The sequence below is a fragment of the Halomonas sp. genome (genome assembly GCF_014859505.1).
GTDB lineage: Bacteria > Pseudomonadota > Gammaproteobacteria > Pseudomonadales > Halomonadaceae > Halomonas.
In genome coordinates this window covers 16,210-29,904 of record NZ_JACUUD010000028.1, presented here as the reverse complement: position 1 = coordinate 29,904, position 13,695 = coordinate 16,210, and the positions used below count along the sequence as shown (strand labels likewise).

Genomic DNA, 13,695 nt, shown 5'->3' with positions numbered 1-13,695 from the left:
AAGGGGCGGCCCAAGGGCCGCCCCTTGTCGTTTCCGTACCCCGCCGATCCCACCAACGACGCCGCCCCCGGCCAGGGCCGGGGGCGGCAGCGAGGAAGCAATTTCCTCGGAGGTGAGTGGAAAGGCGATTACCAGGTGGATTCCTCGTCGTCCTCGTCAGGGGTCTCCCACTCCTGCTCCTCCTCTTCTTCCTCTTCGTCGATGGTCCACTCCTCTTCCTCTTCCTCGTACTCGGTGTCGTACTCGGAGGCTTCGAGGTCGGTGCTCTCGAAGGTGTCGTCGGCACCGGCACTGCCGTAGTTCTCATCGGGAGCCGGTTCCTCGTGCGGCGCCGGCTCCTGCGGTTCCTCGTCGTGCAGGTCGGCGAAGGCCAGCGGGCTGGCGGCCAGGCCGAAGGTGATACCGACGATACCGAGTTTCTTGAGGAATTCCTTGGACATCATGTTCGCGCCTCCTATGGGGTCTGAACTTGAGTTTTCCTGTGCGGAAGCCGGTGGCCTCCGTCCTTGAGGAAGCCTGTGGCCTCCATGTCGACGGGCCGGATGGTGCGTGGCGCCGTCGCTTCCTGCTCACCCCGAAGGTTGCAGGCTGCGGGCCAATTCACGGGCATCTCTTTTTAAAATCATTAAATATCAAATAGTTGAAGAAATACTCCATGTGCCAGCCAGGCACCGAGATCGGCGCCGAACCTGGTGCAATCTGGCACATGGGGCCCGCCGACACAGCAGGCCGACACGTTTCGTGAGGATCCGCAGGCCGCCAAACGGAAACACTGTTCACAAAGTCGCGAAACTGAGCTTTAATACAAGGGTGAAAACGTTCTGTACTCTCCGCGAGGTTAGGTGATGGCCCGCCCCCTCTGTCTGCTCTTCGACTGCGACGGCACCCTGGTCGACAGCGAGCCGCTGCTCGCCGACGAGATGGCCACCGCCCTCAACGCCGTGGGCCTGCCGTTCCAGGCCAGCGACTACATCGGCGAATTCCGCGGGGCCCGCTTCCGCCGCATCGTCGCGACGCTGGAGAGCCGCCACGGCTGTGTCGACCCCGAGGTGCTGGAGCCCCTGGAGGCAGCCATGCGTGCCAACCTCAATCGCCGCCTGGTCACCGAGCTCACCCCCATCACCGGCGCCACCGAAGCCCTGGCCGCACTCCACGACTACCCCATGGGCGTCGTCTCCAACGGCCCAGTCAACAAGATCCGCACCTCTCTGAAGGCCACCGGCCTGGCCGACCTGTTCGGCGACCACCTGTTCAGCGCCTATGAGGCCAACTGCTGGAAGCCCGACCCCTGTCTCTATTGTCACGCCGCCAGCGAGATGGGCTATGCCCCGCAGCAGTGCCTGGCCATCGAGGACTCGGTGGTAGGCGTGCATGCCGCCCTGAACGCCGGCATGACGGTGGTACACCTCAACCGCTTCCCGGACGTCGAGGAGACCCCGGAGGGCGCCATCATGATCACCAGCATGTTCCAGCTGCCCACCGTGGTGGCTCGGCTCACCATGGAGTCGCGGGCCGCCAGCCACTGAGGCCCGCCCCCGTCTCGCGGCCCTGCTTTCGCATCTTCGGCCAGCATGCAGGCGATGCCCGCGGGCGCTATCATTCCCACGTCATCCTTGATCGCCCGCCACCCACTCCGCCAGGGAGCCTTGCCATGCCGTCACTCCAGGACCAGCTGCGCGGTCTCGTCTACTCCACCGAACACGGCGAGCTCTGCCCCGCCTGCCGCCAGCCGGTGGCCGAGTGCCGCTGCGCGGCGGTGGCCGAACAGTCGCGACTGGCCGAGCTCGACGGCATCGTGCGCCTTCGCCGCGAGACCAGCGGGCGCAAGGGCAAGGGGGTCACCACCGTGTCCGGGGTTCCGCTGCCGGAGGCCGAGCTCAAGGCCCTGGCCAAGCGGCTGAAGAAGGTGTGCGGCACCGGCGGCGCCGTCAAGGAGGGCGTGATCGAGATCCAGGGGGATCATCGCGAGCGACTCAAGGCGGAGCTGGAAAAACTCGGCCACACCGTCAAACTGGCCGGCGGCTGAGTCGGTCAGGCGCCGCAGCAGGCGCGCAGGGCGGCCAGGGAGACCTCCACCGGCGCCTCCACCTTGAGAACGTAGAGATCATCGGCGCGGGTGCGGCCGAGATTGAAACAGGCGATGGGCGTACCATCGCGAGCGGCGGCGCGGGCGAAGCGAAAGCCGGAGAAGACCATCAGCGAGGAGCCCACCACCAGCAGGGCATCGCTCTCCTCCACCAGCGCAAAGGCCCGCGCCACGCTCTCCCTGGGAACGCTGTCACCGAAGAACACCACGTCGGGCTTCCAGATGCCACTGCCGCAGCGGGAGCAGTCGGGCACCCGGAAGTCGGAGAAATCGGCCTCCAGATCGGCATCGCCATCGGGGGCCGCCCGGGCCGACACGTCGGCCCAGCGGGGATTGAGCCGCGCCAGTTCCGCATGAAGCGCGTGGCGCATGCGACTCGCCCCACAGGCCATGCAGCGCACCCGGTCGGCGCGACCGTGCAGGTCGATGACCCGCCGCGACCCCGCCCGCTGGTGCAGGCCATCGACGTTCTGGGTGATCACCCCGCTGATTCGCCCCAGGCTCTCCAGCTCGGCCAGCAGCCGATGGGCCGGGTTGGGACGCGCCTCGCCGAGCACCCGGAATCCCGCCAGGGCCCGCGCCCAGTAGCGCTGGCGCGCGGCGTGGCTGCCCATGAACTGCTGGTGCTGCATGGGCGGCGGACGCTTCCACTCACCGTGCCGGTCGCGGTAGTCGGGGATTCCACTGCCGGTGCTGACGCCGGCGCCAGTGAGCACCGCCAGGCGCGGATAGCGGGCCGCGAAGTCATCCAGCGCCTGGCGCGTCTCGGCGCCCAGCGCCATGCCCTGAATGGCTGACGTCATGCCGGTGGTCTCCCTGCGGTGTGTCAAGATGGCGGCGTACAGCCATTAACTGAGTGCAAGAAGTGCCAAAAGTGCCGCACGCCGAAAGAGCATGGCCCCGGAGGGTCGAGGTTGTCTAGAATGGTCCCACCGTCTCGACACTCCGCCACTCACCCACTGATGGGCAAGGAACCCCGATGGCCTGGCTGGAATACCTGCTTCCCCTGATCTTCGTCTTCCCGCTGGCCGCCCTGGCGGTGATCGTGGTGGCGCTGCGTAACCTGCAGGACGCCCGGGTGCGCTCCCCCTTCGACGCCCACCCGCTGCGGGAACCCGGCCAGGCCCTGCGTGACCGCCTGGACCGCGCCTTCGCCGACTTGTTCCTCAACGGTGCCCTGGGGCCGATCGCCACCCTGGCGCCGCTGGTCTACGGCATGGGCCGCATGCTCTTCGCCACCGAGCAGGACTGGGTCGAGTGGGCCCTCTATGGCGTGTTCAGCACCCTGCTGATGCTGCTCTTCTGCTTCCTGCTGATGCGCGACTTCCAGCGCATTCGACGCCTGAAACTGGGGCTCGCCTGCGAGTTGGCGGTGGGCCAGGAGCTGGAGCGGTTGATACGACCCGAGGCGCACCCCTATTACGTCTTCCACGATGTGCCGGCCAAGGGCACCCGCATCAATCACGTGGTGGTCACCCCCTGCGGCGTCTTCGTGGTGGAGACCCGCGCGCGCACTCGGCCCTTCACCCCCACCGGCAAGGAGGTCAACCTGGTCACCGTGGAACCGTCACGCCTGCGCTTCCCCGGCTGGAGCGAGCGCCAGCCGCTGGAGAAGACCCGCGAGCTGACCGGGTGGATGGCCGACTGGCTCTCCGAGCTCACCGGCCGCGCAGTGCCGGTCATGGGCGTTCTGACGCTGCCCGGCTGGGACGTGGAGAGCCGCCAGGGCCCCGATGACCTGCTGGTGGTCAGCGGCGAAGACCTGGCCGACCGGCTCGCCGGGCTCTGCCCCGGCGAGTTCGATAACGAGACCCATGACGCCGTGATCGGCGTCCTGATGGAGCGCGTCGCCCGACTGGAGCGACTGCCGGGCCACCCCGACTAGGGTGAGATTGGCCAGTTTGACACGGCCAGGCGTTGCCCCCTCAGTCCCCCCGCAGCCGACCTCCCATCTCTTGGGCCAGATCCACGGCGTAGTGGTCGGTCATGCCGCCGATGAAATCGAGCATGCGCCGATAGCTGTCGTAGAGCGACCAGGAGGGGCGCGGGGTGTTCTCACCGATCAGCGCCAGCACCCGCTGGTGCTTGAAGGTCGAGTGCCCGGTATGGTGGAGCTCGTGGGCGGCCCCGATAAAGGCCTCCAGCAGAATGCCCAGGGTCGTGTAGGCGCCGATCTCCAGCTTGGCCTTGCGCTCGTTCTGGAAGATCCGCTCACGGGCCAGCTGCTTGGCGGCCTTGACGCCCCAATCCAGGTCCGGATGGCAGAGCTCCAGCAGGTCCTGGCGCAGGCGCCCGGCGAGCAGCTCCGCCTCGTGCTGCACGAACACCGCCCCCACGTCGTTCACCGCCCGCTCCATGGCCGCCCCGCGCAGGGCGGCGATGCGCCGCCGCTGGGAGACCCCGTGGCGCTGCATGGCCGCATAGTCCGCCGGCTCGCCCCCGGCGATCTGGATCAGCACATCGGCGACCTCCTCGAAGCGCAGGATACCCATCTCCAGGCCATCCTCCAGGTCGAGCAGTGCGTAGCAGATATCGTCGGCGGCCTCCACCAGCCAGGCCAGCGGGTGGCGACACCAGCGCCCCGCCCCCTGGGGCAGCAGCCCCAGCCGCTCGGCCACCTCGACCAGCAGTTCGCGCTCGCTCTGGTAACAGCCGAACTTGCCGGCCGTTCCGCCGTGCTCCACCGTCCAGGGGTACTTGAGCAGGGTGCCCAGGGTCGCCGTGGTCAGGCGCATGCCGCCGCGGAACTGGTTGTATTCGACCTGGGTGACGATGCGAAAGCCCTGGGCGTTGCCCTCGTAGGTGAGCAGGTCCTGGCGCTCGAGTTCCGACAGGCCCTCGAGCAGACCGCTGCCGTTGGCGCGGGCGAACCAGTCGCGAATGGCGTACTCGCCGGCATGGCCGAAGGGCGGATTGCCGATGTCGTGGCCCAGGCAGGCCGCCTGGACGATCACCCCCATATCCGCCGGGGTGATCCACCCAGGCAGGCGGCCGCTTAGCCGCTCGCCGACGATCATGCCCAGCGAGCGGCCCACACAGCCCACCTCCAGGGAGTGGGTCAGGCGGGTGTGGATATGGTCGTTGTCGGTCAGCGGGTGCACCTGGGTCTTGCGCCCCAGGCGGCGGAAGGAACCAGCGAAGACGATGCGATCGTGATCCTTGTGGAAGGGGCTGCGGCCGATCTCGTCGCGGCCGCCGCCGGGGCGCTCGTCGCGCCGGTCGTGCAGGCGGCTCGGGTCCAGCAGCCGCTCCCAGCTCATCTGCGTCATGGGCATTCTCTCCTTGAGAATCCCATTCTGGCAGCCCCGACCGCCGCCGCCCAGCCCCTACTCCCCGTCGGCCAGCGCCGGCAGCAACACCTTCAATTTACGGGTCAGCGTATTGCGTCCCCAGCCGAGCAGCTCCGCGGCCTCCCCCTTGCGCCCGCCGGTGTGGCGCAGCGCGGTCTCGATGAGGATCTTCTCGAAGTCCGGTACGGCCTCCTCCAGCAGATGGGTGTGTCCCGCCGCCAGGGCCCGGTCGGCCCAGTCGCGGAAGGCGGTGCGCCAGTCGCCGCTGGGCGCGGGGCTGCCATCCTCGTGGCGCAGCTCCGGCGGCAGGTCCTCCACCAGGATCTCGCGGCCCGAGGCCATCACCGTCAGCCAGCGGCAGGTGTTCTCCAGCTGGCGCACATTGCCCGGCCAGGGCAGATGGGTCAGATGGGTCTCGGCCTCGGGGGTCAGCACCTTGATGTCGGTGGAGAGCTCCTTGGCCGCCTCGGCCAGGAAGTGGCGAGCCAGCTGGGGGATGTCCTCGCGCCGCTCGGCCAGCTTCGGCAGGTGCACGCGGATCACGTTGAGGCGATGGAAGAGGTCCTCGCGGAAGCGCCCGTCATCCACCAGGTTCTCGAGATTCTGGTGGGTGGCGGCGATGATGCGCACATCCACCTTCACCGGCGTATGGCCACCGACCCGGTAGAACTCGCCGTCGGCCAGCACCCGCAGCAGGCGGGTCTGGGTCTCGGCGGGCATGTCGCCGATCTCGTCCAGGAACAGGGTGCCGCCATCGGCCTGCTCGAAGCGCCCCTGGCGCTGGGAGGTCGCCCCGGTGAAGGCGCCCTTCTCGTGGCCGAACAGCTCCGACTCGATCAGGTCTCTGGGGATCGCCGCCATGTTGAGCGCGATGAAGGGCTTGCCGGCCCGCGGGCTGTGCTGATGGAGGGCCCGGGCCACCCGTTCCTTGCCGGTGCCCGATTCGCCGTTGATCAGCACCGTGATGTGCGAGTGCGACAGCCGGCCGATGGCGCGAAACACCTCCTGCATGGCCGGCGCCTCGCCAATGATCTCAGCGCCCAGCCCCTCGGGCACGCTCACCGGGCGCTGGCGCTCCCTGGCATGGGCCACGGCGCGCCGCACCAGCGCCAGCGCCTCGTCCACGTCGAAGGGCTTGGGCAGGTACTCGAAGGCGCCACCCTGGTAGGAGGCCACCGCGCTGTCCAGGTCGGAGTGAGCGGTCATCACGATCACCGGCAGGTCGGGATGGGCCTCGCGCACCCGGGCCATCAGGTCCAGGCCATCGATCCCCGGCATGCGGATATCGGTGACCAGCACATCGGGCGGGGTGTCGAGCAGGCGCTGCAGGGCCGTATCGGCGCGCTCGATGCACTCCACATCGAGATCGGGTTGGGCGAGGGCACGTTCGAGCACCCAGCGGATGGCGCGGTCGTCATCGACGACCACCACGCGTGCAGCGTCAGTCATGGCGCTTCTCCAGGGGAATCAGCAGTCGGAATTCGGTCTGTCCGGGCACGGAATTACATTCGATCAGGCCCTGATGCTGGTGAAGGATCGCCTGGGCGATGGAGAGCCCCAGGCCGCTGCCTTCGGGGCGACCCGAGACCATGGGATAGAAAAGCGTCTCTCGCAGCGCCTCGGGCACTCCCGGACCGTTGTCGATCACCCCCACCTCGCACACCAGGCGGTGACGCTCCGCCCCCAGGGTGAACTGACGCCGCGCCCGGGTACGCAGCACCAGCCGAGGCCCGGGCGTTCCCGCCTCGGTCATCGCCTCCACGGCGTTGCGCGCCACATTGAGCACCGCCTGGATCATCTGGGCCTCGTCACCGGCCAGGTCGGGCAGACTGGGGTCATAATCCCGCTCGACCCGCACCCCGGGTTGCTCGACGATCAGCAGAGAGCGCACCCGCTCCAGCACCTTGTGGATGTTCAGCGGCTCATGGCGGGTCACCCGGTTGGGGCCCAGCATGGAGTCCACCAGATCGCGCAGCCGGTCCACCTCCTCGACGATGATCCGGGTGAACTCCTTCAGGTCCGGATCATCCAGGTCGCGCTCCAGCAGCTGGGCCGCCCCGCGGATGCCGCCCAGGGGGTTCTTCACCTCGTGGGCCAGGCCTCGAGTCAGCACCTTGATGGTCTCCTGGCGGGTCATCAGCGCCTCCTCCCGGGAGATGCGCATCAGCCGGTCGCGGGGCTCGATCTCCAGCAGCAGCTCCTCCCGGGAGAGCGGCGTGACCGTGTAATCTACCGTCAGCGCCTCGCCGCCCAGCATGGTCAGGCGAGCCTCGCGCTGAGTGAAGGGGTGAAACTCGTCCCGGGCCTTGCCCAGGACCTCGCCGAGCCCATCATCGCTCTCCATCAGGGCGCACAGCGCCACACCCTTCACCCGGCTGAGGCTGTTCGCCAGCAGCGCCTCGGCGGCAGGGTTCATCCATCGCAGCCTCAGCTCGCCGTCCAGCAGGACCACGGCGGTAGAGAGGTGCTCCATCAAGCGTTGGTACATCGATTCGGCCATGTCGGATCCTGAGGGGAGACACCAAGCGACTGCAAGAAGCGCGCCAGCTTCACGAGGCCCCACAACAGGGGCCCGCTCCGTCAGGTCACGGCGCTGATGCACCAAAATAGAGCATAACGAGCAGACCTGCACGTCGCGACGGCCACTCCTGGTGCGCCCGGCGCCCCACGAAGACTCAGCGGGCGGGGCCACGTTCCTCATGACGGCGCAGCGGGGGATCATCCGAGGGTAGCCGGCGAACCCCTTCGTCTCCGCTACGCAGCGGCGACGGCGCCTCGACGGGTGGAGGCGCCGGCTTTACGGGCGGGTAGAGCGGCCCGCCGCCATGGGGCGGCCAGCGGTCGCCATGCGGGGGGCGACAGGGCCTCGGGCTGCCGTCCGGGCACCACGGCCAGGGTGCCCAGCGAGGGGGCAGCTAATTGGCGGGGCGGTTGACGCTGGCCCGGTGCACGTAGATGGTCACCGGTGAGCTACGGTGGCGAACGGCACCGCTGCCGTCGAGAAGCTCTGCCTGCAGCACATGCTCCCCGGGATTCATGTTGGCCACCATGAAGGACGTAGTGTGCATCGCCGTCTGGCTCACCTGGCCATCCACCAGCAGGCGCACCCGATGGTCCTCGCGCAGCTCGGGCTCGATGCCCAGTTCCACCGATACATTGCCCGCCGCCCCCACCGGGAAGGCCTGCTCATGGCTGGGCGAGAGGATGCGAAAACCGTCATAGGGCATGAAGGGCTGCCCGGGGGAGCCCGTCGCAGCAGCCGCGCCGCTGCCCTCGAGGCGCGGCGCCGGCTGACCGGTGCGCACCTCGCCGCTGGAAGGCACCACCGTCAGCGGCGCCAGCTCCACCTGCTCGCCGCCCCGGTCCGGGTTGTCGGTGAAGACCACGTTGCCCTGGGCGTCGGTGGTGCGATAGATCGTCTGGGCCTGGGCAGCCAGGCTGAACGACAGCCCCACCGCCAGTGCCATCAAGGCCTTGTTCATGGATACCCCCTGCACGCCGCCTTCCCGGCGGTCTGTGGATAGAGTCCCGCACTGCCTCTGCGGCGCAGGACTCCCGTCGTAGGTGCTCCCTTGGATAGTGAACAAGATAAAGGGGTTCCGCCATGACGGAACCCCTTTTCGATCAACGCCGGGGCGTCGATGCCGGGCCAGGTCGTTTGGCGCCTGGCCGCGGCCGTCATCGGCCGCTGGCCGTTAGCAGCTGTAGTACATGTCGAACTCGATGGGGTGGGTGGTCATGCGAATGCGCTCCACGTCTTCCATCTTCAGCTCGATGTAGGCATCGATCATGTCATCGGTGAACACCCCGCCCTCGGTCAGGAAGGCGCGATCCTGGTCCAGCGCCTCCAGAGCCTGGTCGAGGCTGTGGGCCACGGTCGGCACAGCCTTGCCCTCTTCCGGCGGCAGGTCATAGAGGTTCTTGTCCATGGCGTCGCCGGGGTGGATCTTGTTCTTGATGCCGTCGATACCGGCCATCAGCATCGCCGCGAAGCACAGGTAGGGGTTGGCAGTCGGGTCCGGGAAGCGGAGCTCGACGCGCTTGCCCTTGGGGCTGGCGGTGTAGGGAATGCGGATGGAGGCCGAGCGGTTGCGAGCACTGTAGGCCAGCATCACCGGCGCCTCGAAGCCAGGCACCAGGCGCTTGTAGGAGTTGGTGGAGGCGTTGGCGAAGGCGTTCAGGGCCCGGGCGTGCTTGATGATGCCGCCGATGTAGTAGATCGCCATCTCGGAGAGACCGGCGTACTCGTCACCCGCGAACTGATTGTTGCCCTCCTTCCAGAAGGACTGGTGAACATGCATCCCGCTGCCGTTGTCGCCGACCAGCGGTTTGGGCATGAAGGTGGCGGTCTTGCCGTAGGCGTGAGCCACGTTGTGGATCACGTACTTCATCTCCTGGACCTCATCGGCCTTCTTGACCAGGGTATTGAACTTGATCCCGATCTCGTTCTGGCCGGCGTTGGCCACCTCGTGGTGGTGCACCTCGACGGTCTGGCCGATGGCCTCCAGGGTGTTGCACATGGCGCCGCGGATGTCATGGAAGCTGTCCACCGGGGGCACCGGGAAGTAGCCACCCTTGACACGTGGACGGTGGGCCAGGTTGCCACCCTCGATGGCGCGATCGGTGGACCAGGCACCCTCTTCCGAGGAGATCTTGTACATGGAGCCCTCGATATCGGACTTCCAGTGCACCTCGTCGAAGATGAAGAACTCGGGCTCGGGGCCGAAGAAGGCGGTGTCGCCCAGGCCGGTGGACTGCAGGTAGGCCTCGGCGCGCTTGGCGATGGAGCGCGGATCACGCTCGTAGCCCTGCATGGTGGCCGGCTCGATGATGTCGCAGCGCAGCACCAGGGTGGCGTCCTCGGTGAAGGGATCGAGGAAGGCGGTGCCATCTTCCGGACGCAGGATCATGTCGGACTCGTTGATGCCCTTCCAGCCGGAGATGGAAGAGCCATCGAACATCTGGCCGTTCTCGAAAAACTCCTCGTCCACATCACGGGCCGGAATGGTGACGTGCTGTTCCTTGCCACGGGTATCGGTGAAGCGCAGATCGACCCACTTCACGTCATGTTCTTCAATCAGGGCGAGAGTCTTGGCAGACATGGTGTCCTCCGGGGTTGAACTCGGCTCGAAGCCTGGGTGATGCAAGATCGGGATATGTCTAATTCGGGGTACTGCGAAGTTGTAACACGCCGTGGACACCCTGCCCACGGCTGCCGGCATTCACTCCAGCACTGCCCGATACAATGCACACGCCATGCCAACACTGCACCCCAATGCGGCAAAAAATAAACAATTACCTGATTTTATTATATAAAGCGGGAAAAGCAGGCGCACCAGCCTGAATCAGCGACGCTCTTGTTCCATGCGCCGCCAGCGTATCGTTCCAGCAAATGCACCATATAGGTGCGCAATGCCTCATCAATGCACTCTGACGGCGCGCCTTACGCTGCCAATACCCGACCACGCCGACCGGCGGGCCAAAACCACCCTATGGCTAACCAGAAAAACCGCGCCCGAACCCTTTGATACGCACACTCACCAACGGCTACACTTGCTTACCAGCGCCCTAAGGCACCGGCAGCGAACCCTGGCAGCCGGTCCGTGCCCTCATGGTGCGGCCCCATTCTGGAGTTCGCATGAGCGATTTCACCGGCTGCATTCTCATCGACGCCCGCAGCGCCGGCTCGCGCCTGCCACGGCAGCTGGCCGTGGTCGCACCGCTGGCCCGTACCGACGCCACCCCCTTCGCCCTGCAGATCATCGACGATACCGGAGACCCCCGCCTGCCTCGCATCGCCCAGCGTTTCGGGGCGCGCCTGCTCGGCGTCTCTCCCGCCCCCCTGGGGCAACGCATCAACGACGCCATCGCCCTCAGTAACGGCGAGGTACTGATCTTTCCCGGTATCGGCAATGCCACCAGCGCCGATGCGCTGGAGCAGCTGGCCACCGAGGTTGCCACGGGCAGGTTCGATGCCGCCCTTCTCCCTACCCTGCACCGCGGCCCGCTACAGCGCCTGCTGGCCAGGATCAGGCGCCTGCCCCATGGCGAAGGCCTGTGCCTGTCTCGCACCTGGTTCGAGCGCATCGGCGGCTGCGACGCCGCCCTGGACGACGCCGCTCTGGACGAGCTGCTGGAGCGGCTGCGCGCCTGCGGCGCTCGGGTAAAGCCAGGCGGCAACTGACACCGGCACCCCGCCTGCTGGCCATTAGATCAGCCATCCTGCATACGTTGACTGCCCGTCGCAGGCCGGCATTGAGCCTGCCGCGAGGCGCCGATAGGGTAGGGTCTTGACTGACCAACCGGCTGTTCACAACAAGAAATGACCGCCAACCCCTCGATCCAACGCAAGAATTTCTGGTCCGGCCTGGGCGTTGCCGCCGTGGCAGTGCTGCTGCTGGCCTGGGTCATCCCCACCTGGGGCGGCCGCGGTTTCGCCGTCGGCATGCACCCCCGCACCCTGGCGACCCTGGGTGCCTGGGTGATGCTGGGCTGCGCCCTGCTGCTCAGCCTGGTCAGTGCCATCGCGCTGCTGCGCGCTCGTGAGCCCTTCGCGGCCCGCCTCGATCTGCTCGGCCTCTGGCACCAGACCTGGCCCTTCCTCTACGTGCTGGCCTTCATCGTGGCCATCGATCGCCTGCCGCTGACGTGGGTGGCTCCGGCACTGATCGCCGGCCTGCTGCTGATCCTCGGTGAACGGCGTTGGCACGTGCTGTTGCTGACAGCGGCGATCCCCACCGCCGCTCTCTACGGGCTGACCGTCCACCTGATGCGCATAGGAGTGGTATGACATGAGCGTCGACGCCATCTTCAACTCCTTCGCGGCCGCCTTTCACTATGAGTCCATCGCCGTCATCCTCGGCGGGGTGCTGCTCGGCTATATCGTCGGGGTCATCCCGGGCCTGAACCGTGCGGTAGCCATCGCCATCGCCATCCCGCTAACCTTCTACATGTCGGCCTATGCGGCCATCGCCTTCCTGATCGGGCTGTCCAAGGGCACCGCCGCGGGCAGCGCGGTCTCGGCGATCCTGCTCAACACCCCCGGTGAGCCCTCCTCGGCGGCGACCTGCCTGGACGGCTACCCCATGGCCAGCGCCGGCAAGCCGCGCAAGGCCCTCAAGGTGGGGCTGCTCGCCTCGGTGATCGGCGACCTGCTGGCCACCCTGCTGCTGATCGCAGTGGCCATTCCGTTTGCCTCGGTGGCGCTGAAATTCGGGCCCTACGAGCTGGCCGCCATCCTGATCTTCGCGCTGGTCTTCATCGCCGGCATGGCGGGAGGCTCCTTCCTCAAGGGCCTGGCCGCCGGCGGCATGGGGGTGATCCTCGGCACCGTGGGCCTGGACCCGGAGACCGGCACCATGCGGCTTGCCTTCGGCTATGCGGAGCTGATGGAGGGGGTGCCGATCCTGCCGCTGGTGATCGGCACCCTGGCGCTGGCCGAGATGTTCGTGCAACTCGACGAGTACCGCCGCAGCAAGGGGGGCAGCGTGATCAAGCTGGGCAAGGAGGCCGATGACGACCTCTCCTGGCAGGAGTTCAAGGGCACCCTGCCGACCATCTTCAGGAGCACCGGGGTGGGCGCCTTCGTCGGCGCCCTGCCCGGCCTCGGGCCCTCGGTGGGCGCCTTCATGGCCTATGGCCTGGCCAAGCGCACCGACAAGGATCCGGACAGCTTCGGCAAGGGCAACCCCAAGGGCATCGCCGCCGCCGAGGCCTCGGACAACGCGGTGATCCCGGCCAGCTACATCCCGCTGTTCGGCCTGGGCATCCCGGGCAGCGTCTCGGCGGCGCTGCTGGTCGGCGCCTTCATGATCCACGGCATCCAGGTCGGGCCGCTGATGCTGCGCGACCATCCGGAAATGCTGTTCACCCTGTTCTCGGGGATGATCGTGGCGAGCGTGCTGATGCTGGCGGTGGGCTGGTACGGCCTGCGCCTCTTTGCCAAGGTCACCAGCGTGCCGTCGCATATCGTGATCCCGGTGGTGATCTTCCTGTGCCTGGCGGGCATCCAGGTCCAGGGCTACGGCACCTTCGGGCTGATCACGGTGTTCGTGTTCGCGATCTTCGGCTACTTCCTGAAGAAGTTCGACTACTCCTTCGTGACCTTCCTGGTGGCCTTCATCGTCACCCCGATGCTGGAGATGAACCTGCGCCAGTCGGTGATTCTCTCCGGTGGCGACATCGCCATCCTGCTCGACCGCCCCATCGCCCTGGCCTTCGTCATCTTCACCGTGTTGATGGCGCTGCACCTGGCCTGGAGCAGCTACCGGCAGTGGCTGCGCAAGCGGCTCGCCGCACCCAAGGCCTGACCGATCGCCG

Annotated in this window: 13 protein-coding genes; 6 read left to right on the top strand and 7 right to left on the bottom strand. The window is 67.2% G+C overall.

Features of this window, described 5'->3' with window-relative positions; translation table 11 throughout:
- Nucleotides 1-128: 128 nt before the first annotated feature.
- Nucleotides 129-443: a hypothetical protein gene (locus IBX53_RS06315; RefSeq protein ID WP_290906895.1), complete on the bottom strand. Its 315-nt coding sequence runs from the start codon at nt 441-443 to the stop codon at nt 129-131.
- Nucleotides 444-845: 402 nt separating this feature from the next.
- On the opposite strand from IBX53_RS06315, the gene IBX53_RS06310 reads away from it, so the two are divergent.
- Both IBX53_RS06310 and IBX53_RS06305 read left to right on the top strand, forming a co-directional pair.
- The gene (locus tag IBX53_RS06310) at nt 846-1,526 is read left to right on the top strand and encodes an HAD-IA family hydrolase (RefSeq protein WP_290906893.1); all 681 of its coding nucleotides are present in this window, start codon (nt 846-848) and stop codon (nt 1,524-1,526) included.
- Between the two features lie 125 nt (nt 1,527-1,651).
- Entirely contained in the window at nt 1,652-2,026 is a 375-nt protein-coding gene (locus tag IBX53_RS06305) for a translation initiation factor Sui1 (protein WP_290906891.1), read from the top strand.
- 5 nt (nt 2,027-2,031) lie between these two features.
- Here IBX53_RS06305 and IBX53_RS06300 read toward each other — a convergent pair whose 3' ends face one another.
- Complete coding sequence (locus IBX53_RS06300) at nt 2,032-2,889, bottom strand: NAD-dependent protein deacetylase (protein ID WP_290906889.1); 858 nt, start codon at nt 2,887-2,889, stop codon at nt 2,032-2,034.
- 176 nt (nt 2,890-3,065) lie between these two features.
- On the opposite strand from IBX53_RS06300, the gene IBX53_RS06295 reads away from it, so the two are divergent.
- Complete coding sequence (locus IBX53_RS06295) at nt 3,066-3,971, top strand: nuclease-related domain-containing protein (protein ID WP_290906887.1); 906 nt, start codon at nt 3,066-3,068, stop codon at nt 3,969-3,971.
- A 40-nt stretch (nt 3,972-4,011) separates the two neighbouring features.
- Here the strand turns inward: IBX53_RS06295 and IBX53_RS06290 are convergent, their stop codons facing one another.
- The 5 genes from IBX53_RS06290 to glnA all read right to left on the bottom strand — a co-directional run bounded on the left by IBX53_RS06290 (nt 4,012) and on the right by glnA (nt 10,478).
- Nucleotides 4,012-5,355, bottom strand: a complete 1,344-nt coding sequence (locus tag IBX53_RS06290; RefSeq protein ID WP_290906885.1) for a deoxyguanosinetriphosphate triphosphohydrolase — start codon at nt 5,353-5,355, stop codon at nt 4,012-4,014.
- Nucleotides 5,356-5,412: 57 nt separating this feature from the next.
- On the bottom strand, nt 5,413-6,825 hold the full coding sequence (ntrC, locus tag IBX53_RS06285) for a nitrogen regulation protein NR(I) (RefSeq protein ID WP_290906883.1): 1,413 nt from the start codon (nt 6,823-6,825) through the stop codon (nt 5,413-5,415).
- A complete protein-coding gene (gene glnL, locus IBX53_RS06280; RefSeq protein WP_290906897.1) occupies nt 6,818-7,864 on the bottom strand; it encodes a nitrogen regulation protein NR(II) in 1,047 nt (348 codons plus the stop codon). Before glnL ends, ntrC begins: the two co-directional genes overlap by 8 nt.
- Nucleotides 7,865-8,291: 427 nt before the next feature.
- Entirely contained in the window at nt 8,292-8,858 is a 567-nt protein-coding gene (locus IBX53_RS06275; RefSeq protein WP_290906881.1) for a DUF4124 domain-containing protein, read from the bottom strand.
- Between the two features lie 213 nt (nt 8,859-9,071).
- The gene (gene glnA, locus IBX53_RS06270; protein WP_290906879.1) at nt 9,072-10,478 is read right to left on the bottom strand and encodes a glutamate--ammonia ligase; all 1,407 of its coding nucleotides are present in this window, start codon (nt 10,476-10,478) and stop codon (nt 9,072-9,074) included.
- A gap of 536 nt (nt 10,479-11,014) precedes the next feature.
- Here glnA and IBX53_RS06265 point away from each other — a divergent pair.
- The 3 genes from IBX53_RS06265 to IBX53_RS06255 all read left to right on the top strand — a co-directional run bounded on the left by IBX53_RS06265 (nt 11,015) and on the right by IBX53_RS06255 (nt 13,685).
- Entirely contained in the window at nt 11,015-11,560 is a 546-nt protein-coding gene (locus IBX53_RS06265) for a hypothetical protein (protein WP_290906877.1), read from the top strand.
- 138 nt (nt 11,561-11,698) lie between these two features.
- On the top strand, nt 11,699-12,166 hold the full coding sequence (locus IBX53_RS06260) for a hypothetical protein (protein WP_290906875.1): 468 nt from the start codon (nt 11,699-11,701) through the stop codon (nt 12,164-12,166).
- 1 nt (nt 12,167) lies between these two features.
- Nucleotides 12,168-13,685 (top strand): tripartite tricarboxylate transporter permease, encoded by a 1,518-nt coding sequence (locus IBX53_RS06255; protein ID WP_290906874.1) that lies wholly within the window; start codon nt 12,168-12,170, stop codon nt 13,683-13,685.
- Nucleotides 13,686-13,695 lie beyond the last annotated feature (10 nt).

What these genes read in the sequence shown, in the direction of transcription:
- IBX53_RS06310 (WP_290906893.1), top strand. Translation starts at nt 846, where the DNA reads ATGGCCCGCCCCCTCTGTCTGCTCTTCGACTGCGACGGCACCCTGGTC.
- ntrC (WP_290906883.1), bottom strand. Translation starts at nt 6,825, where the DNA reads ATGACTGACGCTGCACGCGTGGTGGTCGTCGATGACGACCGCGCCATC.
- IBX53_RS06305 (WP_290906891.1), top strand. Translation starts at nt 1,652, where the DNA reads ATGCCGTCACTCCAGGACCAGCTGCGCGGTCTCGTCTACTCCACCGAA.
- IBX53_RS06290 (WP_290906885.1), bottom strand. Translation starts at nt 5,355, where the DNA reads ATGACGCAGATGAGCTGGGAGCGGCTGCTGGACCCGAGCCGCCTGCAC.
- IBX53_RS06315 (WP_290906895.1), bottom strand. Translation starts at nt 443, where the DNA reads ATGATGTCCAAGGAATTCCTCAAGAAACTCGGTATCGTCGGTATCACC.
- IBX53_RS06255 (WP_290906874.1), top strand. Translation starts at nt 12,168, where the DNA reads ATGAGCGTCGACGCCATCTTCAACTCCTTCGCGGCCGCCTTTCACTAT.
- IBX53_RS06275 (WP_290906881.1), bottom strand. Translation starts at nt 8,858, where the DNA reads ATGAACAAGGCCTTGATGGCACTGGCGGTGGGGCTGTCGTTCAGCCTG.
- glnL (WP_290906897.1), bottom strand. Translation starts at nt 7,864, where the DNA reads ATGTACCAACGCTTGATGGAGCACCTCTCTACCGCCGTGGTCCTGCTG.
- glnA (WP_290906879.1), bottom strand. Translation starts at nt 10,478, where the DNA reads ATGTCTGCCAAGACTCTCGCCCTGATTGAAGAACATGACGTGAAGTGG.
- IBX53_RS06300 (WP_290906889.1), bottom strand. Translation starts at nt 2,889, where the DNA reads ATGACGTCAGCCATTCAGGGCATGGCGCTGGGCGCCGAGACGCGCCAG.
- IBX53_RS06260 (WP_290906875.1), top strand. Translation starts at nt 11,699, where the DNA reads ATGACCGCCAACCCCTCGATCCAACGCAAGAATTTCTGGTCCGGCCTG.
- IBX53_RS06265 (WP_290906877.1), top strand. Translation starts at nt 11,015, where the DNA reads ATGAGCGATTTCACCGGCTGCATTCTCATCGACGCCCGCAGCGCCGGC.
- IBX53_RS06295 (WP_290906887.1), top strand. Translation starts at nt 3,066, where the DNA reads ATGGCCTGGCTGGAATACCTGCTTCCCCTGATCTTCGTCTTCCCGCTG.